We start from the raw sequence: 17,275 nt of genomic DNA on the forward strand, positions 1-17,275 counted from the left end.
TTCACTAAAATGGTGAGGCGACCTCTTGGAACCATGACTCTGCGCCGCCATCAGAATGATCTTGGTTGAGGTAATCGCCGTCGCTGGTAAGTGGCCGGCGCTCGCCTACATCTAAACCTTTTGCAGCCGTATGCCGGCCAGGTCTTCATGGGCATGCAGTCCCATCACGCAGGACTTACGTTTTGACAGACGACTACTGAAATCTATCAGAAGACTACACGTCAGTTGCTAGTGACAGACGCTAGCTTACAACGCCGATAGCCACAACAACTTTTATTAACTCACTACCGTCAACAAACTGGCAGTCCGAATAATGCTTAAATTGAAATTTAAATATTGGGATTTATTTAGTATTTTTTTTCGATGTATTTTTCCTGCCAGCACAATCACTTGTGAGCGAGCAATTTAATTACCTATAAATTGAAAATCGCAATATATAAATAAAGCGACGATCCGATTACCCCCAGACATGGTTATAACACCCGAAAGAATATGAAATTTTTCGTCTATTAAATCGCGTCTCTTATGAGTGCAGGATAGCATCTGCATCCCTGATGGTATGGCGTGAACCTCGTTCCAGAACTGAATGTACTTTCGCCTGGACGCATTCTTGGCATGCAACCATCGGCTTCCTTGGGCTCGTTGGGTAAGATTCAGACGAGCCATTTAAACGCTTAGGAGAGCGAACGCGTTGAATTCACTTTCTGAAAAATGATTGCGGACTGCCAGTCTGTTTCCCGGCGATGACTAACCGCCGTTGACAGCTGAGCTCGCGGCGAGGCCGCGACAAAGCCCCTTAAAGACATTCGCGCTTGGCCTGTGGCTGAGTTCAGGATGGGGCTAGAGGTTGTCGTACAACTGGTCGACTAAGCCCCCGTTCAGTGCAGTCGTTGAGTGGAAAATGGCTGGAATTGCAGCTTTTTACCGGAAAACAGAAATCTGTTTTCCAATCCAGGGCTAGCACTGTTAATTTTTCTCAATGAAATCAACAGCTTATACGATTCCGATAAAGCGGTGCCCGTCACATTCAAGGCGCTGAGGCTGATGGGTCATTCAAAATCAGCCGCCTGGGTCAAGGTCATATCAGCGCCAACAACTGGGTGACTCCACTGCTCCATGACGAATGATCCGTCTAGACGCGGTAGGCTTCATTCAGGCCAACCTCGTCATCCACACTGCCATCTGCAAGACACTTAAAGCCTCTACCATCAAGTGCTGACTTGAGCAGCACCTACAGTGCCACGGACTGAACCTTGACTAGGCGCCAAAGAATTTTCTCATCTTCATCGAACAAACGAGCTCTTTGCACTCAACAAGTCCTGGCAACAGCAAAGACCCTTACAATTTCCTCATCGCAAACGGCGTCATGAAATCTGCTTTCATAAAAATCAAAAGCAGTTTCTACCCCGCAGTTGGAAAAATGCCTTTTTACTTCCTGCATCTCCCGTGACTCAAGACCTCCATCATTTTCTTGTAATTTTTCCAAAAAACCGACCGAGGCCGGTTTTGGATAAATAAATATATTAGGTATGAGGGTGCCTTGTTCCTCCAATCCCGCAAAGTCTGTAAAAGTCACGGCAAAAAACACACTTTCACTTCTTGATGTTTCTAACAATCTTAAAGTATTCAAAAGAAATACAGCGAGCCCTGTCAGAAAGTTAGAAGCCCCGCTGCCGCTCAGCTCATCCTTCAAGAGCTTTAAGCGGCTGTATCTTGACACAAGCGGAATTTCTTCAAAGCTTTCATAGTTTTCGAAGAATACATCCATGTCATTGTACGGTTCTTCGCTGATTATTTTACTGTAGATATCTGTAAGCTTCATTTTTAGGAGGGGCTCCATCCGTACTTGTTAAGTCATTAATTTATTTTCTTTTGCTCTGCTATAAAACTTTGAAAGCTTTTAATGAAGTGCGGACTTATATCAGGAACGTAAGTGCCACTCACCCCGTCACCGCCTGATAAACCACCCGATGCGCCTCGGTCGGCAGTGGCACTTCCCACTTGAACAACATGCGGCGGATATCATCGTTGCGCAGTGAGGTGTCGCGCTTCTGGTTGCGCCGCATGATTTCGTCCTCGGGCCGCTCCAGGTAAAGAATTTCCACCTCGGCGCCGTAGCCGTAGAGCAAGTCCAGGGTGCGGTTGCGCATCTGCGTCGACAGGTGCGTCGAGTTCCACACAAAGGGTTTGTGCTCGCGCAACAGGGCTTTGGCCCGGTCGATGGCGTAGTGCGCAGCGGCGCCCTCGTTCTGTCCATGGCGCAGGCCCAGGGCCTGGCGCGCGTCGTCGAATGACACCACCGGCAGATCCGGGTAGTGCTGTGCGGTCCAGGTGTCCTTGCCGCTGGCCGGCAGGCCCGAGAGCATCACCACTGACGAACCCTGCGGCGCATGCAACGGGTAGTCGGGATGTACCCGGGCGCCACGCAGGTACTGAATGCGTGTGTAGTCGTCGGCAAAGGCCCGCGGCCCGTGCAAGCAGCCCTCCTCCTCCGCCAGTTCGCGCCACAGTTCGATGGCACTCAGCACATCGGCCTTGCCGGCGTAATCGCGGCCCTGCATATCGGCCTCGGCCACGGCACAGAGCATCCACAACGGCAGTTCCCAGGACAGTTTGTGCAACAGGAACTCAGCGCTGCGGCCGCTGCGATCACCCTGCAGGGCGAAGAACGGCACCTGGTGCACGGCGATGATGCGGCAGATCTGCTCGCGCAACTCGAACGGCACACCGGCGCGCCACAACAGCAGCCGCGCATCCACCGCGCCCCGGCGTGAATGACCGGGCTGGCCGATACGCCCGGTATCCGGGTCGATCACCGTGGTGTCAGGCTTGGCGATGTCGTGCAACAGGGCGGCGAAGAACAGCACAAAGCGCTGCTCGGCGCTGGCCTGCTGGTAGGCGGGTTGGGCCAGCAAGGCTTCGACTACCAGACGGGTATGAATCCACACATCGCCCTCGGCGTGGTAGATCGGGTCCTGCGGTGTGTCGGCCAGGCGCGCCAGGGCCGGGATGGCCGCCAGGCAGGCGGCGACGTCCATATCGCGCCCCGGTTCGGGGACCAGTTGTTGCAGTTGTCGAATATCCATTTCGGGATGCTCCTTCAGTAGCCGTGGCGTGGGCCCTGCCAGTTCATGGACAGGCGCGGTGCATAGAGATCGACGCCGTCGGCCAGTTGATTGGGGATAAAGGGTTGGTTGGCATGGTGCTGGTCGGCATCGAGAATGGCCTGGACGAAGTCCTGGCGTACCCACTTGAGCCGGCCAAGGGTCTGCTGCTCGTCCTCGAGCTTCAGGTACAGGCCCTCCATGCGACTGGAGCGGTCGCACTGGCGCCAGGCACGGGCCAGGTCGAGGCCTTCGCGGCGCACCACCTGCTCGAATACCTGGCGCCAGTGCGCGGTCTTGGCCAGCGAATCGCCCACCAGCGCTAGCAGCTCGGCATGCCGGCGCGGCGCCGGGCCTTCGTACAGCACAGGCACCGACAGCACCGGCCCACCCTCGAGCAGACACCGGCGCGCCGCGGTGGAGAGGAACAGCCCTGTGGCGCGGTCCCATACATCGAACTCGCAGAAGTAATGTGGCAAGCGGTCGTAGAACACCGAGTGCTTCTTGTGCAGCCACTCGCCATACAGCACGAAGCGATCTTCCAGGCGCTCCAGCAACCAGTGCTCGTGAGCCACGGCCCACTGCTTGAACAGATTGAACTGGCGCTCGCGCCCACCGCCGGTGAGGTAGTGACCGCGAGATTGCAGGCGCAACTCGCCGCCTGCGCCAAAGCTGATGCCCGCGTTGGCACCATCGAGTTTTTCTTCCACCACCAGCCACTGTCCGGCCAGGGCGCCATAGCGCACCTGGCCAGTGTCAGTGTCGCCATCTTGCAGGCGCGAGCCTTGCAGGTGGGGCGTACGGGGGTATTTGAGCAGTTCCAGGTTGTGCGCGGTGGCACGAATATCCGTGTGCATGGGTTTGTCCTCGAAAACAGAGAAAAACCAACGACAGGATCAGGCAGGCATGGCAGTGAAGCGCCGCCGCGCGCAAGCACGGGCAGCCATCAGGCAGGATGGACCGTCGTCGGTATCAGGCGTGTTGGCTGGCGTAGGGCACTGGCTTCACCACTTGGAGAAAAGGTTGCAGAGGCTTTAGGGCGCGCATTCAACAGCAGATAGCGGCATCAGGTCAAGTCCCGAAAGGGCAAAACTCCAGCGGCCCTGTTTGCGCGCAACACCCGAGCTTTTGTCATGAAAAAAACCGCCTGGCGCTCATAGGGTGCAGCCAGTCATAACCCGATAAGGAATCGATCATGAAACTTTCAAGCGTGCTGATGGCTGGAGTCATTGGCCTCGCCCTTGCACCTTTGGCCCAGGCCTCGTCCACGGCTGACAGCGAAGAAAAAGCCCAGTTACGCAAACTCTTCTGCGAGTCGAAGGGCGGCGCCGATATCACTGCGCTGGGTGAGTTGAAGAAATCCGACGACGTCGGCGCCGTGGTGGTGTGCAAGCTCCCGCCCTCGCCCACCACCGTGGTGGAAAACCAGGCGGCATCGAGCCTTGCCGCGCTGCCATTGACGCCTGTCACGGCAACGCTTGCGCCACCGTCCGGGGTCTACAAGCTTGCCCCGGGAGCCAGCAGCGTCAACACTTCATGCTCGGCCAACCTGGCCATCGCCAAATGGGCAGGCTTTCCCAATACCAGCAACGGCAACGCCACCTTGAACTGTCGCGGATACAATGCCGGCGCAGCAGGCGGAACGCTGGGGTGCAAGATCGAATGGACCGGGCCGACCCAGGTCGCCATCGGGGTCACCCCTTACGGCGGCCAGGTAGCGGTGAACTTCAATTGCCAGGCCCTGTACTTCGGCTCCGTCGGCACAGTGATGGATTTCAGCTACGCCGATCCGACTTATCCGCGCATCCGCTACGGCTCAGTCCAGGCCACCAGCAGCATGACCATCACCCAGTGAGGCCTCGCCGGCTCGGCTGAACGTCGCTCCAGCGCCGGCAGGGTCGCTCCCTGCCGGTCACCCTCCTCTGCATCACTGCTTGCCGCGCATGCTGTTGCGCCATATGCGGTAGGCCCTGATCCCCGAACGCACCGAACTGAACAGCAACTGGCCGTCCATTTCCCGGGTCATCCCCGAGCGTTCCAGCATCGCCAGGAAAGTACCGCGGGCACGGGCGATCGCGAAGTAGATGCCCTGGGCGGCCAGGGTTTCGCGGATTTCCCGTAGCACCGCGATGCCGCTGACATCGATATCGGTCACCGCCTCGGCATTGAACAGCACCACCTCGGGCTGGCTTTCGCGCTGCACGGTTTCCAGCAGGCGCATCTTGAAGTAGTCGGCGTTGAAGAACAGGATCGCGTCGTCGAAGCGATACACCACCAGGCCGGGCACCGTGCGGGCTTGCGGGTACTGGCGGATATCCACCTGGCCTTCGATGCCCGGCATCCAGCCCAGCACCGCGTCGGTGGGTTGGTAGATGCTGTACAGCAGGCGCAGGATGGCCAGGGTCACGGCGAACATGATGCCCGGCAGCACGCCCAGCCCCAGCACACTGATGGTGGTCAGCAGGCACAGGCAGAACTCGAAGCGGCTGAGTCGGTAGATTTGCTTCAGGGACTTGACGTCGAGCAAGCCCCAGCCCGCCATCAACAGCACCGCGCCCAGGGCCGGCTGCGGAATCCACGCCATGGGCGCGGTGAAAAACAGCAGAATCAGCGCAATCGCCAGGGCGGCGATGATGCCCACCAGTTGGCTCTTGCCTCCGGCCATGTCGTTGACCGCGGTACGCGAATCCGCACCGCTGATGGCAAAGCCCTGGGAGGCACCGGCGGCCAGGTTGCTCAGGCCCAGGGCGATGAATTCATGGTTGGCGTTGATGGCGTAGCCATGGCGCGCCGCGAAGCTGCGGGCAGTGAGCATGGCGCTGCAGAAGCTCACGGTAGCGATGCCCAGCGCGTCGCGCAGCAGGCTCTTGCTTTCCTCCAGGGTGGTCTTGGGCCAGGACAACTCCGGCATCCCGGCCGGCACATGACCGAGGATCGCCACTCCGAGGCGGTCGAAACCCAATAGCCCGGCCAGCAAGGTGAACAGCGCCACCGTCAGCAGCGCTGCTGGCAGGCGCGGGTAGCGTCGCGGCAGCCAGATCAAAAGGCCCAGGCTGGCCAGGCCAACGACCAGGGTCAGGCCATGGATCTCCCCCAGACGCTGGAGAAAGTCCGCCAGCCCCAGAATGAAGCCGTCGCCTTCGATCTTGAAGCCCACCACCTTGCCCATTTGCCCGGCGATCAGGCTCAAACCGATCCCGTTGAGGTAGCCGATGAGGATCGGCCGCGAGAAGAAGCTGGCGATAAAACCCGCACGGGCGATCCCGGCGGCAATCAGCATCAGGCCCACCAGCACGGTGACAATCATCGACAACTCGACGGTACGCTGCAGGTCGCCCATGGCCAAAGGCGCCACGGCCCCGCCGAGCATGGCGCAAGTGGCGGCATCGGGGCCGACCATCAGTTGCCGCGAGCTGCCGATCAAGGCATAGACGATCATCGGCAGCACACAGGCGTAAAGCCCGTACTGCGGCGGCAGGCCGACAATCTGCGCATAGGCGATGGCGATGGGGATCTGGATAGCCGCCACGGACAACCCGGCCCGCAGGTCGGCGCGCAACCATTCTCGGCGGTAGTGCAACAAGTTGGACAGGCCAGATAGACAGCGGGATAACGACATGCCGGGTCCTTTCGAAATATTCCGTTTCATTCTTTGGCAGCGATCTTGTTTGGCAAGGCGACGCGGGGCGTTATTCAAGCGAATCGGGCAACTTAGCGCCATGAGCTGGAGCAGCTTTTGCTTCGATCCACCCAGGTGATTGGCCATGGGCAACCCGCATTTCGTCTTCACTAGCCATAGATCTACCTTGGAAAGCATTGAAAGCTGTCACGGGTGTGAGCGCCCGTCGTAGTGCCAGCCCTGCTCTCGCCGGGGTCGCGCCCAACCGAAGCCCTCGCAAAATCAAACACCCCGCCGTTGGTCCGAGAGGTGTTCATGATCCATGAAGCGGAACTATCGTTTTTTATTACATCGTATGGATACGTTCCTTTCAGGCACGCGTTCATGATTGATGCCAAGGCGCTCAAGGAGCAGAGCCATCCCTGTGCGCATATTATTTCCAATGACCTGCTAGAAGGAATAAAGTCATGTCTGGAAAATACAATGCGGAAAGTACGGAGACAGAACTCCAGATCTTCTCGAAACAATCGGATAATCCCGTAGTCCTGAAAGGCAATCTGACATCCCTGCACGACAAACCGGAAAAAATCCATCAGCTACTGGATATCCTCGAACTACCGAAAGGAACCGAAGTTCGAGTCATAACCAAGGCCGCATCAGTCATCGTGCGCTAACCCAAGTGCCCTTGCACAAGTGCTAGTCACTTGTGCAAGGACGTGCAACGAACAAGAAGCCAATGGGTTAAAGATCATGCAAAGCAAGGAAGCCACCCGTCTTGTCAGCGAACGCTTAAAAGATAACGTCTCTGTGGTGTTCTCGAACGACAAGACAACAATTGCATACGCGCTGTGGGAAGTGAAACTTCCTGTCAGTTGGGTAAACGCTCAACCCGTGATAAAAGACCTGCTTGATCGACGTATATCCCGTGCCCAGGCACTGGAGAATCCGATGGCCCATCCACTGGTAAATCTGCTCAGCGCACAGGGCTGTTTCACATCGATTGAAAAAACTCACTATTCTCTTAAAGAAATAAAAGCGCTGTTTGATCCGCTCCGTTCCGAATGGTACGCAACCTATTATGCCCATCTTGCCTGGGAACAAATAAGAACCGGAAAGTCCAACCGCAATGTATTGTTGGCCTGGTTGATACATAACTATCACATCTCTCGCGCCGCTGGCATTGTAGCGGCCCGAATGGCGGCCTTGGGAAAAGAAACAGCCTCGACTCAATTCTTTCAACAGGATGCACTGGAAGAATATTGGCACTGTGATGCGTTCTACTCTCTGGATACGCCCTTGCTGCAAGGCGTCAGTCTGGCCGATGTGAAATCCTATGTGCCTCTGCCTGGTTCGCTGGCATTTGAAGAGCACTGCCTGCAAGTCGCAGAAACCGATCCATTAGGACATTTATTGATCGCCTATTTTCAAGAGTCGAGCATCGCTTTCGCCAGCGCCAGCAACGATTTCTATCAAGTCGTAGAGGATCAATACGACATCAAAGGTTTATTCAACACCTGGAAACAACATATCCAGATAGACGTCAACCATGGCCATGCCGAGGGGCTCGGTCAATTATTGGACTCCGCTGTCGAAGTGGAAGCAGCTGTATTGGAGCGCGCGTTGCGCAACGCCTGGCTCGGCTTTTATTTTCTATGTTGTAGCCTGGACGACATTCAACAGGAGCAGCACGGCGATGAAATATACCTGCGGCTACCGGTTGAACAGAATGCAGCCCGCAATCTCGCTAACTTGTGGGAAGCGCTGACCAACCATCTCGGCACGGAAAAGTTTCCCCAGACGGCCCGCTTGCGCGATGTCGATCAGGCTTTTCTAGTCGACGGATTATGCAAGAGTGCTTTTCGGGCGCTCGGCTTTGCTCGCGACCACGATCAGATCATCGCCTGCGGGGGAGTTGCTAAAGCTTTCTCCCGGCATGCCAAGCCAAGCAAATCCGACAATCCACTCAATCCATGGTCGGTGGCCATCACCAACCACTTGTTGGAAGCCGCCAACTGCCCCGCCACCTGGTTGATGCTGACTAGCCTGCTAGGCGAACGACTCACCCAGTTCAAGTTGACTGATGCGGTGAGAACCTGCATCGAACAGGCACTGCGCGGCTGCGTAGTGAGCAGCCCAAACTGCCGCTTACCTTCAACGGCGTTGCGCCAGCTGGACGAACTGATAGTCCGCTGGCTTGGCAGTCGCGATCTGATGCCGCACAGGTTGTTACAGATATAGGACGGGGTCAGCAATGTCGCACTTCTCTCTCCATGGACAGTACCGCGTACAAAGCCGGCGAGACTATGCCACATCAGCACTGGAGGGTGAGTGGTATGGCGGCCCGGGTTTGCTGGGCAATGTGGGTATCAATGAGGCATTACGGGCCCATCCGTTCTGGACTGGACAGGTACAAGTGGAGTTGCGGCCAGCGCTAATCAGTCAACGTTTCGGCAAATTCGCCTCCGAACCGGACATTCTCTACAAGCATGACCTGTTCATCCCCTCCCCCGACAGCGATGCCATGCTAGAAAATATTGTCGATGTGCTCAAGTCGTGGCAGAACTGGATCCAGCGGAAAAAATTTGTCCAGACGCTGTTCTGTGCTGAAGACTATCAGCACGCCATGGGGCATTTAAGCGACTTGCAAACGACCATCGCCAATGAATATATGGTGCATGAGGCCGGGCACTTCATTGCCTATGATGTATTTACCAAACAGAACGATGGTTATTTCGCACCCGGCGGAAAAGCCGTGTGGCCGCTTATTTACCTTGAGGAGTTCCGCGCGGATTTGAATGCGTTCGGATTTGCGGTAAAACTGCTACCGCCTGAACAGGCTGTACAAATCTTCCTGTATAACCTGCTACTTCGCTTTGGCGTTCATCGCCAGGGCATATTGACGCTGCACAGTGCACCTTACGGCCTGATACCTTATCTCTTGTTCTGTTTACTGAACGAGCTTGGCTTTGTTGCGGTTACTAACGTGCACGGGCGTTATTGTTTCAAGTTAGGCAGCCTTCATACAACAACCCTCATCGGCTTAATGCAAGACTGTGCCCATCATGCGAAAGTACAATTGAACACGGTGGAAATGGCCACCACTTGTTCATGGGAGCGGGCTCTCGCCGCAGCGAGTTACGTTCGAAATCGGTTGGAAAAATATGAACAGACCAGGCAATTCGCATTGGTAATGAACCAGCCTGCAACAGGCAAGGAACAAGCATGACTGAGCAGCAACCTAATCCCTATACGCTTCCTCCTGACTTGCCTGTCCCGCAGGATGACGGTGAGTGTGATCATCTAGCGAGAATGCGGTTGCCGGAAATCGAATTGACCTCCACAGAGGGCAAACTCTGGAATCTGACTAAACACGCCGGGAAAACAATAGTCTATATCTACCCGGCCACCGGCGTACCAGGCAAAGACCCCATACCAGACTGGGATACTATTCCAGGAGCACCGGGTTGCACCTTGCAGTCACTGGGCTTTGGCGAGCGTTACGAGCAGTTTAAGAAGATGGGGTATCAGGTATTCGGTGTCAGCGGACAGAGTGCAGCCGAACAGATCGAGTTCAAGCAACGAACAAAGCTACCCTTCATACTCTTGAACGATTCAAACTTCACTCTGCGAGACAAACTCGGCCTACCCACCTTCCAAGCCCACAGTCAATTGTTTTACAAGCGTTTGGCGCTGATAGTGGAAGACGGGAACATCAGGCAGGTGTTTTACCCAGTATTTCCACCGGATCAATGCGCGGCCAAAGTATTGGCATGGCTGGAGAGCAACGAATAGGCCTGCTTGACGGCAGGCCATTTTAGAGTTTCTCTTAAGGGTGTTCCAGCCTGTGCAAATGACCACCGGTCACCTACCTTGAAACGCCTCGGTGTTCGCTCCATTGGTGGTCGGAGAATTTTTTGACTAGCATTAAACCGCGCTAAGACTTTACCCTGAATTGTTAGAGGTGATGCCAACGTGGCTCTGGACGGAAGGTTAATCCGCAGGAAACGGATTGACTTGTACGTTCGCTCTGACTGAGTGCCTATGAGGCCGATATGGAGATCATCTCTGTGGTGGATGTACCGCGATGGATGGACACGATTTCCCCTGACCCCCTCGAGACGGCCGACTGACGCCCGAACACGAGCCAGAGGAAGCCGTTTATGGCAATAACGCAAAACAACCGCTTGGTGCAGGTCGACAGTCCCCTCGGCGGCGATGTCCTGTTGCTGCAGAGCATGGAAGGCAGCGAAGAGCTGGGGCGGTTGTTCCACTACGAATTGGACCTCGCCTCCGAAAACCGAGCGATCACGTTCGACCAGTTGCTGGGCAAGCCGATGGGCCTGACCCTGGAGCTGCACGACGGCAGCAAACGCTATTTCCACGGCATTGCCTGCAGCTGCCGGCAAGTGACCGGCCTCGGTCAGTTCGCCGGCTACCGCGTCAGCCTACGGCCCTGGTTCTGGCTGCTCACGCGCACTTCGGACTGCCGGATTTTCCAGAACAAAACGGTGCCGGAGATCATCAAGCAGGTGTTCCGCGACCTCGGGTACTCCGATTTCGAAGACTGCCTGAGCGGCAACTACCGCGAGTGGGAATATTGCGTGCAGTACCGCGAAACCAGCTTTGACTTCGTCAGTCGGTTGATGGAGCACGAAGGCATCTATTACTACTTTCGCCATGAGCAGGCGCGTCATGTGCTGGTGTTTGCCGACGCCTATGGCGCCCACTCCACGGTGGCCGACTATGACTCGGTGCCCTTCTACCCGCCCGATCGGCAAATGCGCGAGCGCGACCATTTCTACGATTGGCAACTTGAGCGGGAAGTCCAACCCGGTTCTCTGGAGCTAAACGACTACGACTTCAAGCGCCCCCGCGCCAGACTGGAGGTGCGCTCCAGTGTGTCGCGCAGTCACAGCAACGGCGACCACCCGCTCTACGACTATCCCGGTGAATACGTACAGAGCAACGATGGCGAGCACTACGCGCGTACCCGCATCGAAGCCATTCACAGCCAGTTCGAGCGCGTGCAGCTGCGCGGCCGCGCCCGCGGGCTGGGCTGCGGCCATTTGTTCAAGCTGACCGGCTACGAGCGCGAGGACCAGAACCGCGAATACCTGGTGGTGTTCGCACGCTATCAGATACGCCAGGAGCTCTATGAAAGTGGGCAGTTGGACCTGGCCGAGCAGTTCACCAGCGAGCTGGACTGCATGGATGCCAGCCAGGCCTTCCGCCCTCTCCCACTGACCCCCATGCCCATTGTTCGCGGGCCGCAGACCGCCGTGGTGGTCGGCCCCGATGGCGAGGAGATTTGGACCGACCAGTATGGCCGGGTCAAAGTGCATTTCTACTGGGACCGCCACGACCAATCCAATGCCAATAGCTCCTGCTGGATGCGCGTGTCCCAGGCCTGGGCCGGCAAGAACTGGGGGGCGGTGCAGATCCCGCGGATCGGTCAGGAAGTGATCGTCAGCTTCATCGAAGGCAACCCGGATCGGCCGATCATCACTGGCCGCGTCTACAACGCCGAACAGACCGTGCCCTACACGCTACCGGCCAATGCCACTCAGAGCGGAGTGAAAAGCCGTTCGAGCAAGGACGGCTCACCGGCCAATTTCAATGAAATCCGCATGGAGGACAAGAAAGGCGCAGAGCAACTGTTTATCCATGCCGAGAAGAACCAGGACATCGAGGTCGAGAACGACGAGACCCACTGGGTCGGCCACGACCGCCGCAAGACCATCGACAACGACGAGACTGTGCACGTCAAACACGACCGCACCGAAACCGTCGATCACAACGAGACCATCACCATCGGCGTCAACCGCACCGAAAGCGTGGGCAACAACGAGGACATCAGCATTGGCGTCAACCGTACCGAAAGCGTCGGCAACAACGAGACGATCAGCATAGGCCGCAACCGCACGATCAGCGTGGGCGCCAGCGAAACCGCGACCGTGGCCCTGCAACGCACCCATGCGGTAGGTATCAACGAGACGATCGCCATCGGCGCCGCGCAGGAAGTAGTCATCGGTGCCTTTCAAACGGTGAATGTCGGGGCCTACCAAAACGTCAACGTGGGCCTCTACCAGTCGACCAATGTGGGCGCCGACCGCTCGGTGGACGTCGGAGCCAATCTTTCAACGACGGTAAAAGAAAACGAATCGCGCCAGGTCGGTGCAGGACGCACGACCGATATCGACAAGGACGATGAGCTGACGGTGGGCAAGAACCTTGTCATCGATGCCGGTGACTCGGTGACCATCAAGACCGGCAAAGCCAGCATCGTCATGAAGAAGGACGGCACCATCAGCATCAGCGGCAAGGACATCACCATAGACGGCTCTGGTGCGATCAACATCAAGGCCAACAAGAACGTGGTGATCAAGGGACGCAAGATCCTGCAAAACTAGGAGTAACGCGTATGACGGTTCAATACTCACTGCCCGCGCAGGCCCGCATCGATGGCGTAGTCGTCGGTGTACTGCTCGACCTGCCACAGGCCAGTGCGCCCTTGGTGACCTACCCCGGCTGTCCCGAGCAACAGAGCATCGCCGCCCGCAGCACCACCCTGCTCTCCCCTGAAGACATCGGCAGCCAAGTGGCGCTGATGTTCGAAGATGGCGACCCTTCCCGCCCACTAGTGATCGGCCGCCTGCTGAGCCAGGCCATGGCGCCCGAACCGGTCGCCAGCGTGCAACTGGACGACCAGCGCCTGGAACTGCGCGCCGAACGCGAGATCGTGCTGCGTTGCGGCAAGGCCAGCATCACCCTGACCCGCGCGGGCAAAGTGATCATCCAGGGCGCCTATCTGTCCAGTCGCTCCAGCGGGGTCAACCGCATCAAGGGCGGTTCGGTGCAGATCAACTAGACAGGTAGTCGCCTATGGAACTGCTCAACGCCAGCAAACTGCTTGCTGCCTATACCCAGGGCATGGAGCCCGATGGCCGCGAATCCCTGGTGGTGGTGGCCAAAGGCACGTTTAATCTGCCGCTGGACGGCCGCCCGGCGACCCTCGCCGAGACCCAGCAACCGCTGCTGATGGCCGATACCTTCCTCGGCGAGCCCGGTCTCAGCACCCCACTGCAGGAAATGGACTTCGCCCCGGTCAAGCCGTTCTGCGATGTGCTGGTGCGCGGCAAGGCCTATGCCCCAGGCGGGCGACCCGTTAGGCAGCTGACAGCGGGCATTCGCGTCGGTCAGATGAGCAAGGCCTTCTCCGTCCTCGGCCCCCGACAATGGCAATTGGGGCTACTGGGCGTTTCTCCCGGCTTGCCGCAGCCCTTCATCGAGCAGGACATCTCTTATACCCAGGCCTTCGGCGGCAGCCATCCGATAGCGACAGACTCCGAATTGCGTCACTGCTACCTGGACAATCCGAGCGGTTGTGGCTGGTTCCCAAGCAGCATGGGTAGTGCTGCCATCGTCGGCATGCCGATGCCTAGCACCGAGGAATTGGGCAAGGCGATCGACAGTCCCTCTGGCGACTTCCGGCCTATGGCCCTTGGCCCCATCGGCCGCAGTTGGCCGCAACGTGCTCGCTTCGCTGGCACTTACGACGATGCCTGGCTGGCCGACCGTTTTCCGTTTCTACCGGGTGATTTCGACAGTCGCTACTTTCAGGCGGCCCCTGACGATCAGCAGATTCCTTACCTGCGTGGCGGCGAGGATGTGTTGCTGCTCAACCTCACACGCCAGGAGCGCGCGGGCTTTCGCATCCCCGAAATGGACGTGCCGGTGACCTTCTTTCTGAAGAAAGGCGGTCACGAGACTGTGCAGGCGGTGATCGATACCCTGCTGATCGACACAGACGCACTCCAGGTGCAGTTGACCTGGCGTGTCTCCCGTGCGCTACGACACAACATTTTCGAGATCGCTCAGGTGCTGGTCGGCACTATGTCCACAGGCTGGTGGCGCGCCCACGAACTGGGCAAGGATTACTACCCGTCGCTCTCCTCCCTGGTAAAAGCCAGGCACGCCCCCGAGGACACAGACTGATGACTACTGCACTTTGCATCATCGGTTCCGGCATGGTCAGCGCCGTTGGCCTCAGCGCACCCGCGAGCTGCGCGGCGATCCGCTGCTCTATCGATAACTTCCAGGAAACCCGCTTCATCGACTGCGGCGGCGAATGGTTGATCGCTGCCAGCGTGCCTCTGGAACAGCCCTGGCGTGGGCGCAGCAAGCTGATCAAGATGGCCGCCTGCGCCATCGCCGAGGCGCTGCAAAGCACCCCTAACCTCGACCCGGAAAAGACCCCGCTGCTGCTCGGGGTGGCGGAAGTCGAGCGCCCCGGCCGCCTCGACGGCCTCGATAAGGGGCTGCTGCACGCCATCGAAGCCGAACTGGGCCTGCGCTTTCATCCCAGTTCCAACGTCATCGCCTATGGACGGGTCAGCGCTGCCGTGGCCCTGCTTGATGCGCGTACGCTGATCTACCAGGGCGGCCATCGCCACGTGCTGATTGCCGGCGTCGACTCCTTCTTGAATGGACCGACGCTGGCCGCTTTCGAAGCACGCGATCGCCTGCTCACTAGCCAGAACTCCAACGGATTTATCCCCGGCGAAGGCGCCGCCGCCGTGGTGCTGGCCGCCCCCGTTGCCAGCGAAGAGCCGCAATTGGCCTGCCTCGGCCTGGGGTTCGGCGTGGAGAAGGCCACCGTTGAGGCTGAAGACACTCCCCTGCGTGCCGAAGGTCTGACTCAAGCCATACGCGCTGCCCTGAGCGAAGTCGGCTGTGGGTTGGAGCAAATGGATTATCGGCTCACCGACATCTCCGGCGAGCAGTACTACTTCAAGGAAGCCTCCCTGGCCCTGAGCCGTACCCTGCGGGTGCGCAAGGAGTTCTTCCACCTCTGGCACCCGGCCGACTGCATCGGCGAAGTCGGCGCCGCCATCGGCCCGACGATGCTGGCCGTGGCCCTGGCCGCCAGCCGCAAGGGCTACGGTGACGGCCCGAATATCTTCTGCCACCTCGGCAACGACGCCGGCCAACGCGCCGCCGCCCTGCTCAGCTACCAGACCGTGAGGGCTGCCTGATGGCCAACGAGGTGTATGCCAACAATATGGAGATTTCCTGCAAGGCGGCCGATGGCAAGTCCGTCGCCTGCTTTCCGGATGTCTGCTTCACCCCGCCCGTGGCTCCGCCGACACCGATAGGGGTGCCCATTCCCTACCCCAATACGGGTATGTCCAAGGACACCACCCGGGGCACACGAACGGTCAAGATCACCCGCAAAGAGGTGATGCTCAAGGACAAGAGTTACTTCAAGACCAGTTATGGGGATGAGGCTGGGAATGCGCCCAAGAAGGGGGTCATCACTAGCAAGATCAAGGGGAAGGTGTACTTCACTTCCTGGTCGATGAATGTGAAGTTCGAAGGTCAAAACGTAGTACGGCACCTTGACATGACGACGCATAACCATGCTTCACAGCCAGGTAATACCCCTCCCTGGCCTCACCTTTCCAAGATGTCGCCGAGCACCCAGGGAAAATGCAAAAATGAGAAAAAAAGAGAAAGAAAATCCTGCCAGGAATACAAACCGTACGGTGAAAAGAATGTTTGTAAAGAGGCCGAGCTGAGCGGTGCAATGGTCAATGAAAGCGCTTGGGCCAGCAAAGCAGCGACAAAAGCCAAAGCAAACAAATGCTTGTCGGCTCGCCGCTGTCAGTTAGTACCCTACCGCCCTAAGGACGAAGCAGGTATAGCCGGATGCTGTCCAGCACAAACACCTGACCATGTCATACCGAAAAGCTCATTTTCTGTAGGGGCGTTCAGTAACAACAAGCGCCAGCCCGGCTGGGAAGAGTATTCGAAAGATACAGCGCCTTGTATGTGCGTTGAGGGCTGGGGGAACACTCATGGGAGTCATGGTGTCCGACACAGCGAACATAAAGCTCTGGGGGTTATCGCTGGGGTCAAGAAAGGCGATATGCGCGAATTCGGTAAAGAGGCCTCCATGGCGGCGCAAAGTACTCGTGGCGCGTTTCCCGAGTCAAACTGTAGCGAACGCTGCCTAACGGCACAGTTGGCCGACGGACATAAAAAAATGTTACCGCCAAATACGCAGCCCCCTAAAGTAAAACATTCACCAAGCGGAAGAAGTAAGCCAGCGGTATTGAACCGTACTGCGAGAAGACCCTCCCCTTGAGCTACCACCCAATAAACGGATATTCATATGGCTGACGAATGGCTGGAAGATTATTACTACGCTTATGTTGCCGCCGTAGACGCACAGAAATCTTTTTTCGCTTTTCGGGAAATAGGACTAGAAGCCCAGGACGTTTCGCACACTATTTTCCTGGAGTACAACTCTGGAAAGTGGCGAGAAGTTGGCGAGGCGACTTGGGATACCGTTGCCATGACCACCGACCGGTCACAACAGATGCTGGCAATATCCGAAGAGGGTGAAATTGGCGAAGGCTATCTCGGCTCGACCCTCAGCTTGTCAGAAATGGATCCGCCACCGCTAATGCTCAGAGGGATAAGCTCGATAGGCGAATATACCTACTTGTGCGGAGTGTCCCGAGAGGTGTACGTACGCCATGGATCTTCT

The 17,275-nt window shown here is 57.5% G+C and carries 14 protein-coding genes and 1 pseudogene; 11 read left to right on the plus strand and 4 right to left on the minus strand.

Annotation, left to right across the window (positions count from 1 at the left end):
• Window positions 1–1,309: 1,309 nt before the first annotated feature.
• The 3 genes from BLX41_RS32650 to BLX41_RS32660 form a co-directional block, all read right to left on the minus strand.
• Window positions 1,310–1,822, minus strand: coding sequence for an Imm15 family immunity protein (locus BLX41_RS32650; protein WP_259745501.1), 513 nt, complete (start codon window positions 1,820–1,822; stop codon window positions 1,310–1,312).
• A gap of 118 nt (window positions 1,823–1,940) precedes the next feature.
• On the minus strand, window positions 1,941–3,086 hold the full coding sequence (locus BLX41_RS32655) for an AAA family ATPase (protein ID WP_123728191.1): 1,146 nt from the start codon (window positions 3,084–3,086) through the stop codon (window positions 1,941–1,943).
• 14 nt (window positions 3,087–3,100) lie between these two features.
• Window positions 3,101–3,961, minus strand: coding sequence for an RNA ligase family protein (locus BLX41_RS32660; protein ID WP_123728192.1), 861 nt, complete (start codon window positions 3,959–3,961; stop codon window positions 3,101–3,103).
• Between the two features lie 338 nt (window positions 3,962–4,299).
• Here BLX41_RS32660 and BLX41_RS32665 point away from each other — a divergent pair, with 338 nt between their 5' ends.
• Window positions 4,300–4,959 (plus strand): hypothetical protein, encoded by a 660-nt coding sequence (locus BLX41_RS32665; RefSeq protein WP_123728193.1) that lies wholly within the window; start codon window positions 4,300–4,302, stop codon window positions 4,957–4,959.
• Between the two features lie 72 nt (window positions 4,960–5,031).
• Here the strand turns inward: BLX41_RS32665 and BLX41_RS32670 are convergent, their stop codons facing one another.
• Window positions 5,032–6,723 carry a SulP family inorganic anion transporter gene (locus BLX41_RS32670; protein WP_123728194.1) on the minus strand — a complete coding sequence of 564 codons (1,692 nt, stop codon included), beginning with the start codon at window positions 6,721–6,723 and terminating at the stop codon, window positions 5,032–5,034.
• Between the two features lie 467 nt (window positions 6,724–7,190).
• Here BLX41_RS32670 and BLX41_RS32675 point away from each other — a divergent pair, with 467 nt between their 5' ends.
• From BLX41_RS32675 to BLX41_RS37000, 10 genes and pseudogenes are all read left to right on the plus strand, one after another.
• A complete protein-coding gene (locus BLX41_RS32675; protein WP_095634587.1) occupies window positions 7,191–7,397 on the plus strand; it encodes a hypothetical protein in 207 nt (68 codons plus the stop codon).
• Window positions 7,398–7,473: 76 nt separating this feature from the next.
• The gene (locus BLX41_RS32680; protein ID WP_123728195.1) at window positions 7,474–8,961 is read left to right on the plus strand and encodes a heme oxygenase-like domain-containing protein; all 1,488 of its coding nucleotides are present in this window, start codon (window positions 7,474–7,476) and stop codon (window positions 8,959–8,961) included.
• Between the two features lie 13 nt (window positions 8,962–8,974).
• Window positions 8,975–9,949: a hypothetical protein gene (locus BLX41_RS32685; RefSeq protein ID WP_148059807.1), complete on the plus strand. Its 975-nt coding sequence runs from the start codon at window positions 8,975–8,977 to the stop codon at window positions 9,947–9,949.
• Window positions 9,946–10,515, plus strand: coding sequence for a peroxiredoxin (locus BLX41_RS32690; protein ID WP_123728197.1), 570 nt, complete (start codon window positions 9,946–9,948; stop codon window positions 10,513–10,515). Before BLX41_RS32685 ends, BLX41_RS32690 begins: the two co-directional genes overlap by 4 nt.
• A 368-nt stretch (window positions 10,516–10,883) precedes the next feature.
• Window positions 10,884–13,133: a type VI secretion system Vgr family protein gene (locus BLX41_RS32695; RefSeq protein ID WP_123728198.1), complete on the plus strand. Its 2,250-nt coding sequence runs from the start codon at window positions 10,884–10,886 to the stop codon at window positions 13,131–13,133.
• Between the two features lie 11 nt (window positions 13,134–13,144).
• Window positions 13,145–13,591: a DUF6484 domain-containing protein gene (locus tag BLX41_RS32700; RefSeq protein WP_123728199.1), complete on the plus strand. Its 447-nt coding sequence runs from the start codon at window positions 13,145–13,147 to the stop codon at window positions 13,589–13,591.
• Window positions 13,592–13,605: 14 nt separating this feature from the next.
• Window positions 13,606–14,718: a DUF2169 family type VI secretion system accessory protein gene (locus BLX41_RS32705; protein ID WP_123728200.1), complete on the plus strand. Its 1,113-nt coding sequence runs from the start codon at window positions 13,606–13,608 to the stop codon at window positions 14,716–14,718.
• A complete protein-coding gene (locus BLX41_RS32710) occupies window positions 14,718–15,758 on the plus strand; it encodes a hypothetical protein (RefSeq protein WP_123728201.1) in 1,041 nt (346 codons plus the stop codon). The genes BLX41_RS32705 and BLX41_RS32710 overlap by 1 nt, the downstream gene beginning before the upstream one ends.
• Window positions 15,758–16,870, plus strand: a complete 1,113-nt coding sequence (locus tag BLX41_RS32715; RefSeq protein ID WP_123728202.1) for a PAAR-like domain-containing protein — start codon at window positions 15,758–15,760, stop codon at window positions 16,868–16,870. The genes BLX41_RS32710 and BLX41_RS32715 overlap by 1 nt, the downstream gene beginning before the upstream one ends.
• A 27-nt stretch (window positions 16,871–16,897) precedes the next feature.
• A pseudogene (locus BLX41_RS37000) lies at window positions 16,898–17,275 on the plus strand (hypothetical protein); the annotation flags it as partial.

This window comes from Pseudomonas protegens (assembly GCF_003732485.1).
In the GTDB taxonomy this organism is placed as follows: domain Bacteria; phylum Pseudomonadota; class Gammaproteobacteria; order Pseudomonadales; family Pseudomonadaceae; genus Aquipseudomonas; species Aquipseudomonas protegens_B.

What these genes read in the sequence shown, in the direction of transcription:
- BLX41_RS32710 (WP_123728201.1), top strand. Translation starts at nt 14,718, where the DNA reads ATGACTACTGCACTTTGCATCATCGGTTCCGGCATGGTCAGCGCCGTT.
- BLX41_RS32690 (WP_123728197.1), top strand. Translation starts at nt 9,946, where the DNA reads ATGACTGAGCAGCAACCTAATCCCTATACGCTTCCTCCTGACTTGCCT.
- BLX41_RS32685 (WP_148059807.1), top strand. Translation starts at nt 8,975, where the DNA reads ATGTCGCACTTCTCTCTCCATGGACAGTACCGCGTACAAAGCCGGCGA.
- BLX41_RS32705 (WP_123728200.1), top strand. Translation starts at nt 13,606, where the DNA reads ATGGAACTGCTCAACGCCAGCAAACTGCTTGCTGCCTATACCCAGGGC.
- BLX41_RS32660 (WP_123728192.1), bottom strand. Translation starts at nt 3,961, where the DNA reads ATGCACACGGATATTCGTGCCACCGCGCACAACCTGGAACTGCTCAAA.
- BLX41_RS32650 (WP_259745501.1), bottom strand. Translation starts at nt 1,822, where the DNA reads ATGAAGCTTACAGATATCTACAGTAAAATAATCAGCGAAGAACCGTAC.
- BLX41_RS32675 (WP_095634587.1), top strand. Translation starts at nt 7,191, where the DNA reads ATGTCTGGAAAATACAATGCGGAAAGTACGGAGACAGAACTCCAGATC.
- BLX41_RS32700 (WP_123728199.1), top strand. Translation starts at nt 13,145, where the DNA reads ATGACGGTTCAATACTCACTGCCCGCGCAGGCCCGCATCGATGGCGTA.
- BLX41_RS32695 (WP_123728198.1), top strand. Translation starts at nt 10,884, where the DNA reads ATGGCAATAACGCAAAACAACCGCTTGGTGCAGGTCGACAGTCCCCTC.
- BLX41_RS32665 (WP_123728193.1), top strand. Translation starts at nt 4,300, where the DNA reads ATGAAACTTTCAAGCGTGCTGATGGCTGGAGTCATTGGCCTCGCCCTT.
- BLX41_RS32680 (WP_123728195.1), top strand. Translation starts at nt 7,474, where the DNA reads ATGCAAAGCAAGGAAGCCACCCGTCTTGTCAGCGAACGCTTAAAAGAT.
- BLX41_RS32715 (WP_123728202.1), top strand. Translation starts at nt 15,758, where the DNA reads ATGGCCAACGAGGTGTATGCCAACAATATGGAGATTTCCTGCAAGGCG.
- BLX41_RS32670 (WP_123728194.1), bottom strand. Translation starts at nt 6,723, where the DNA reads ATGTCGTTATCCCGCTGTCTATCTGGCCTGTCCAACTTGTTGCACTAC.
- BLX41_RS32655 (WP_123728191.1), bottom strand. Translation starts at nt 3,086, where the DNA reads ATGGATATTCGACAACTGCAACAACTGGTCCCCGAACCGGGGCGCGAT.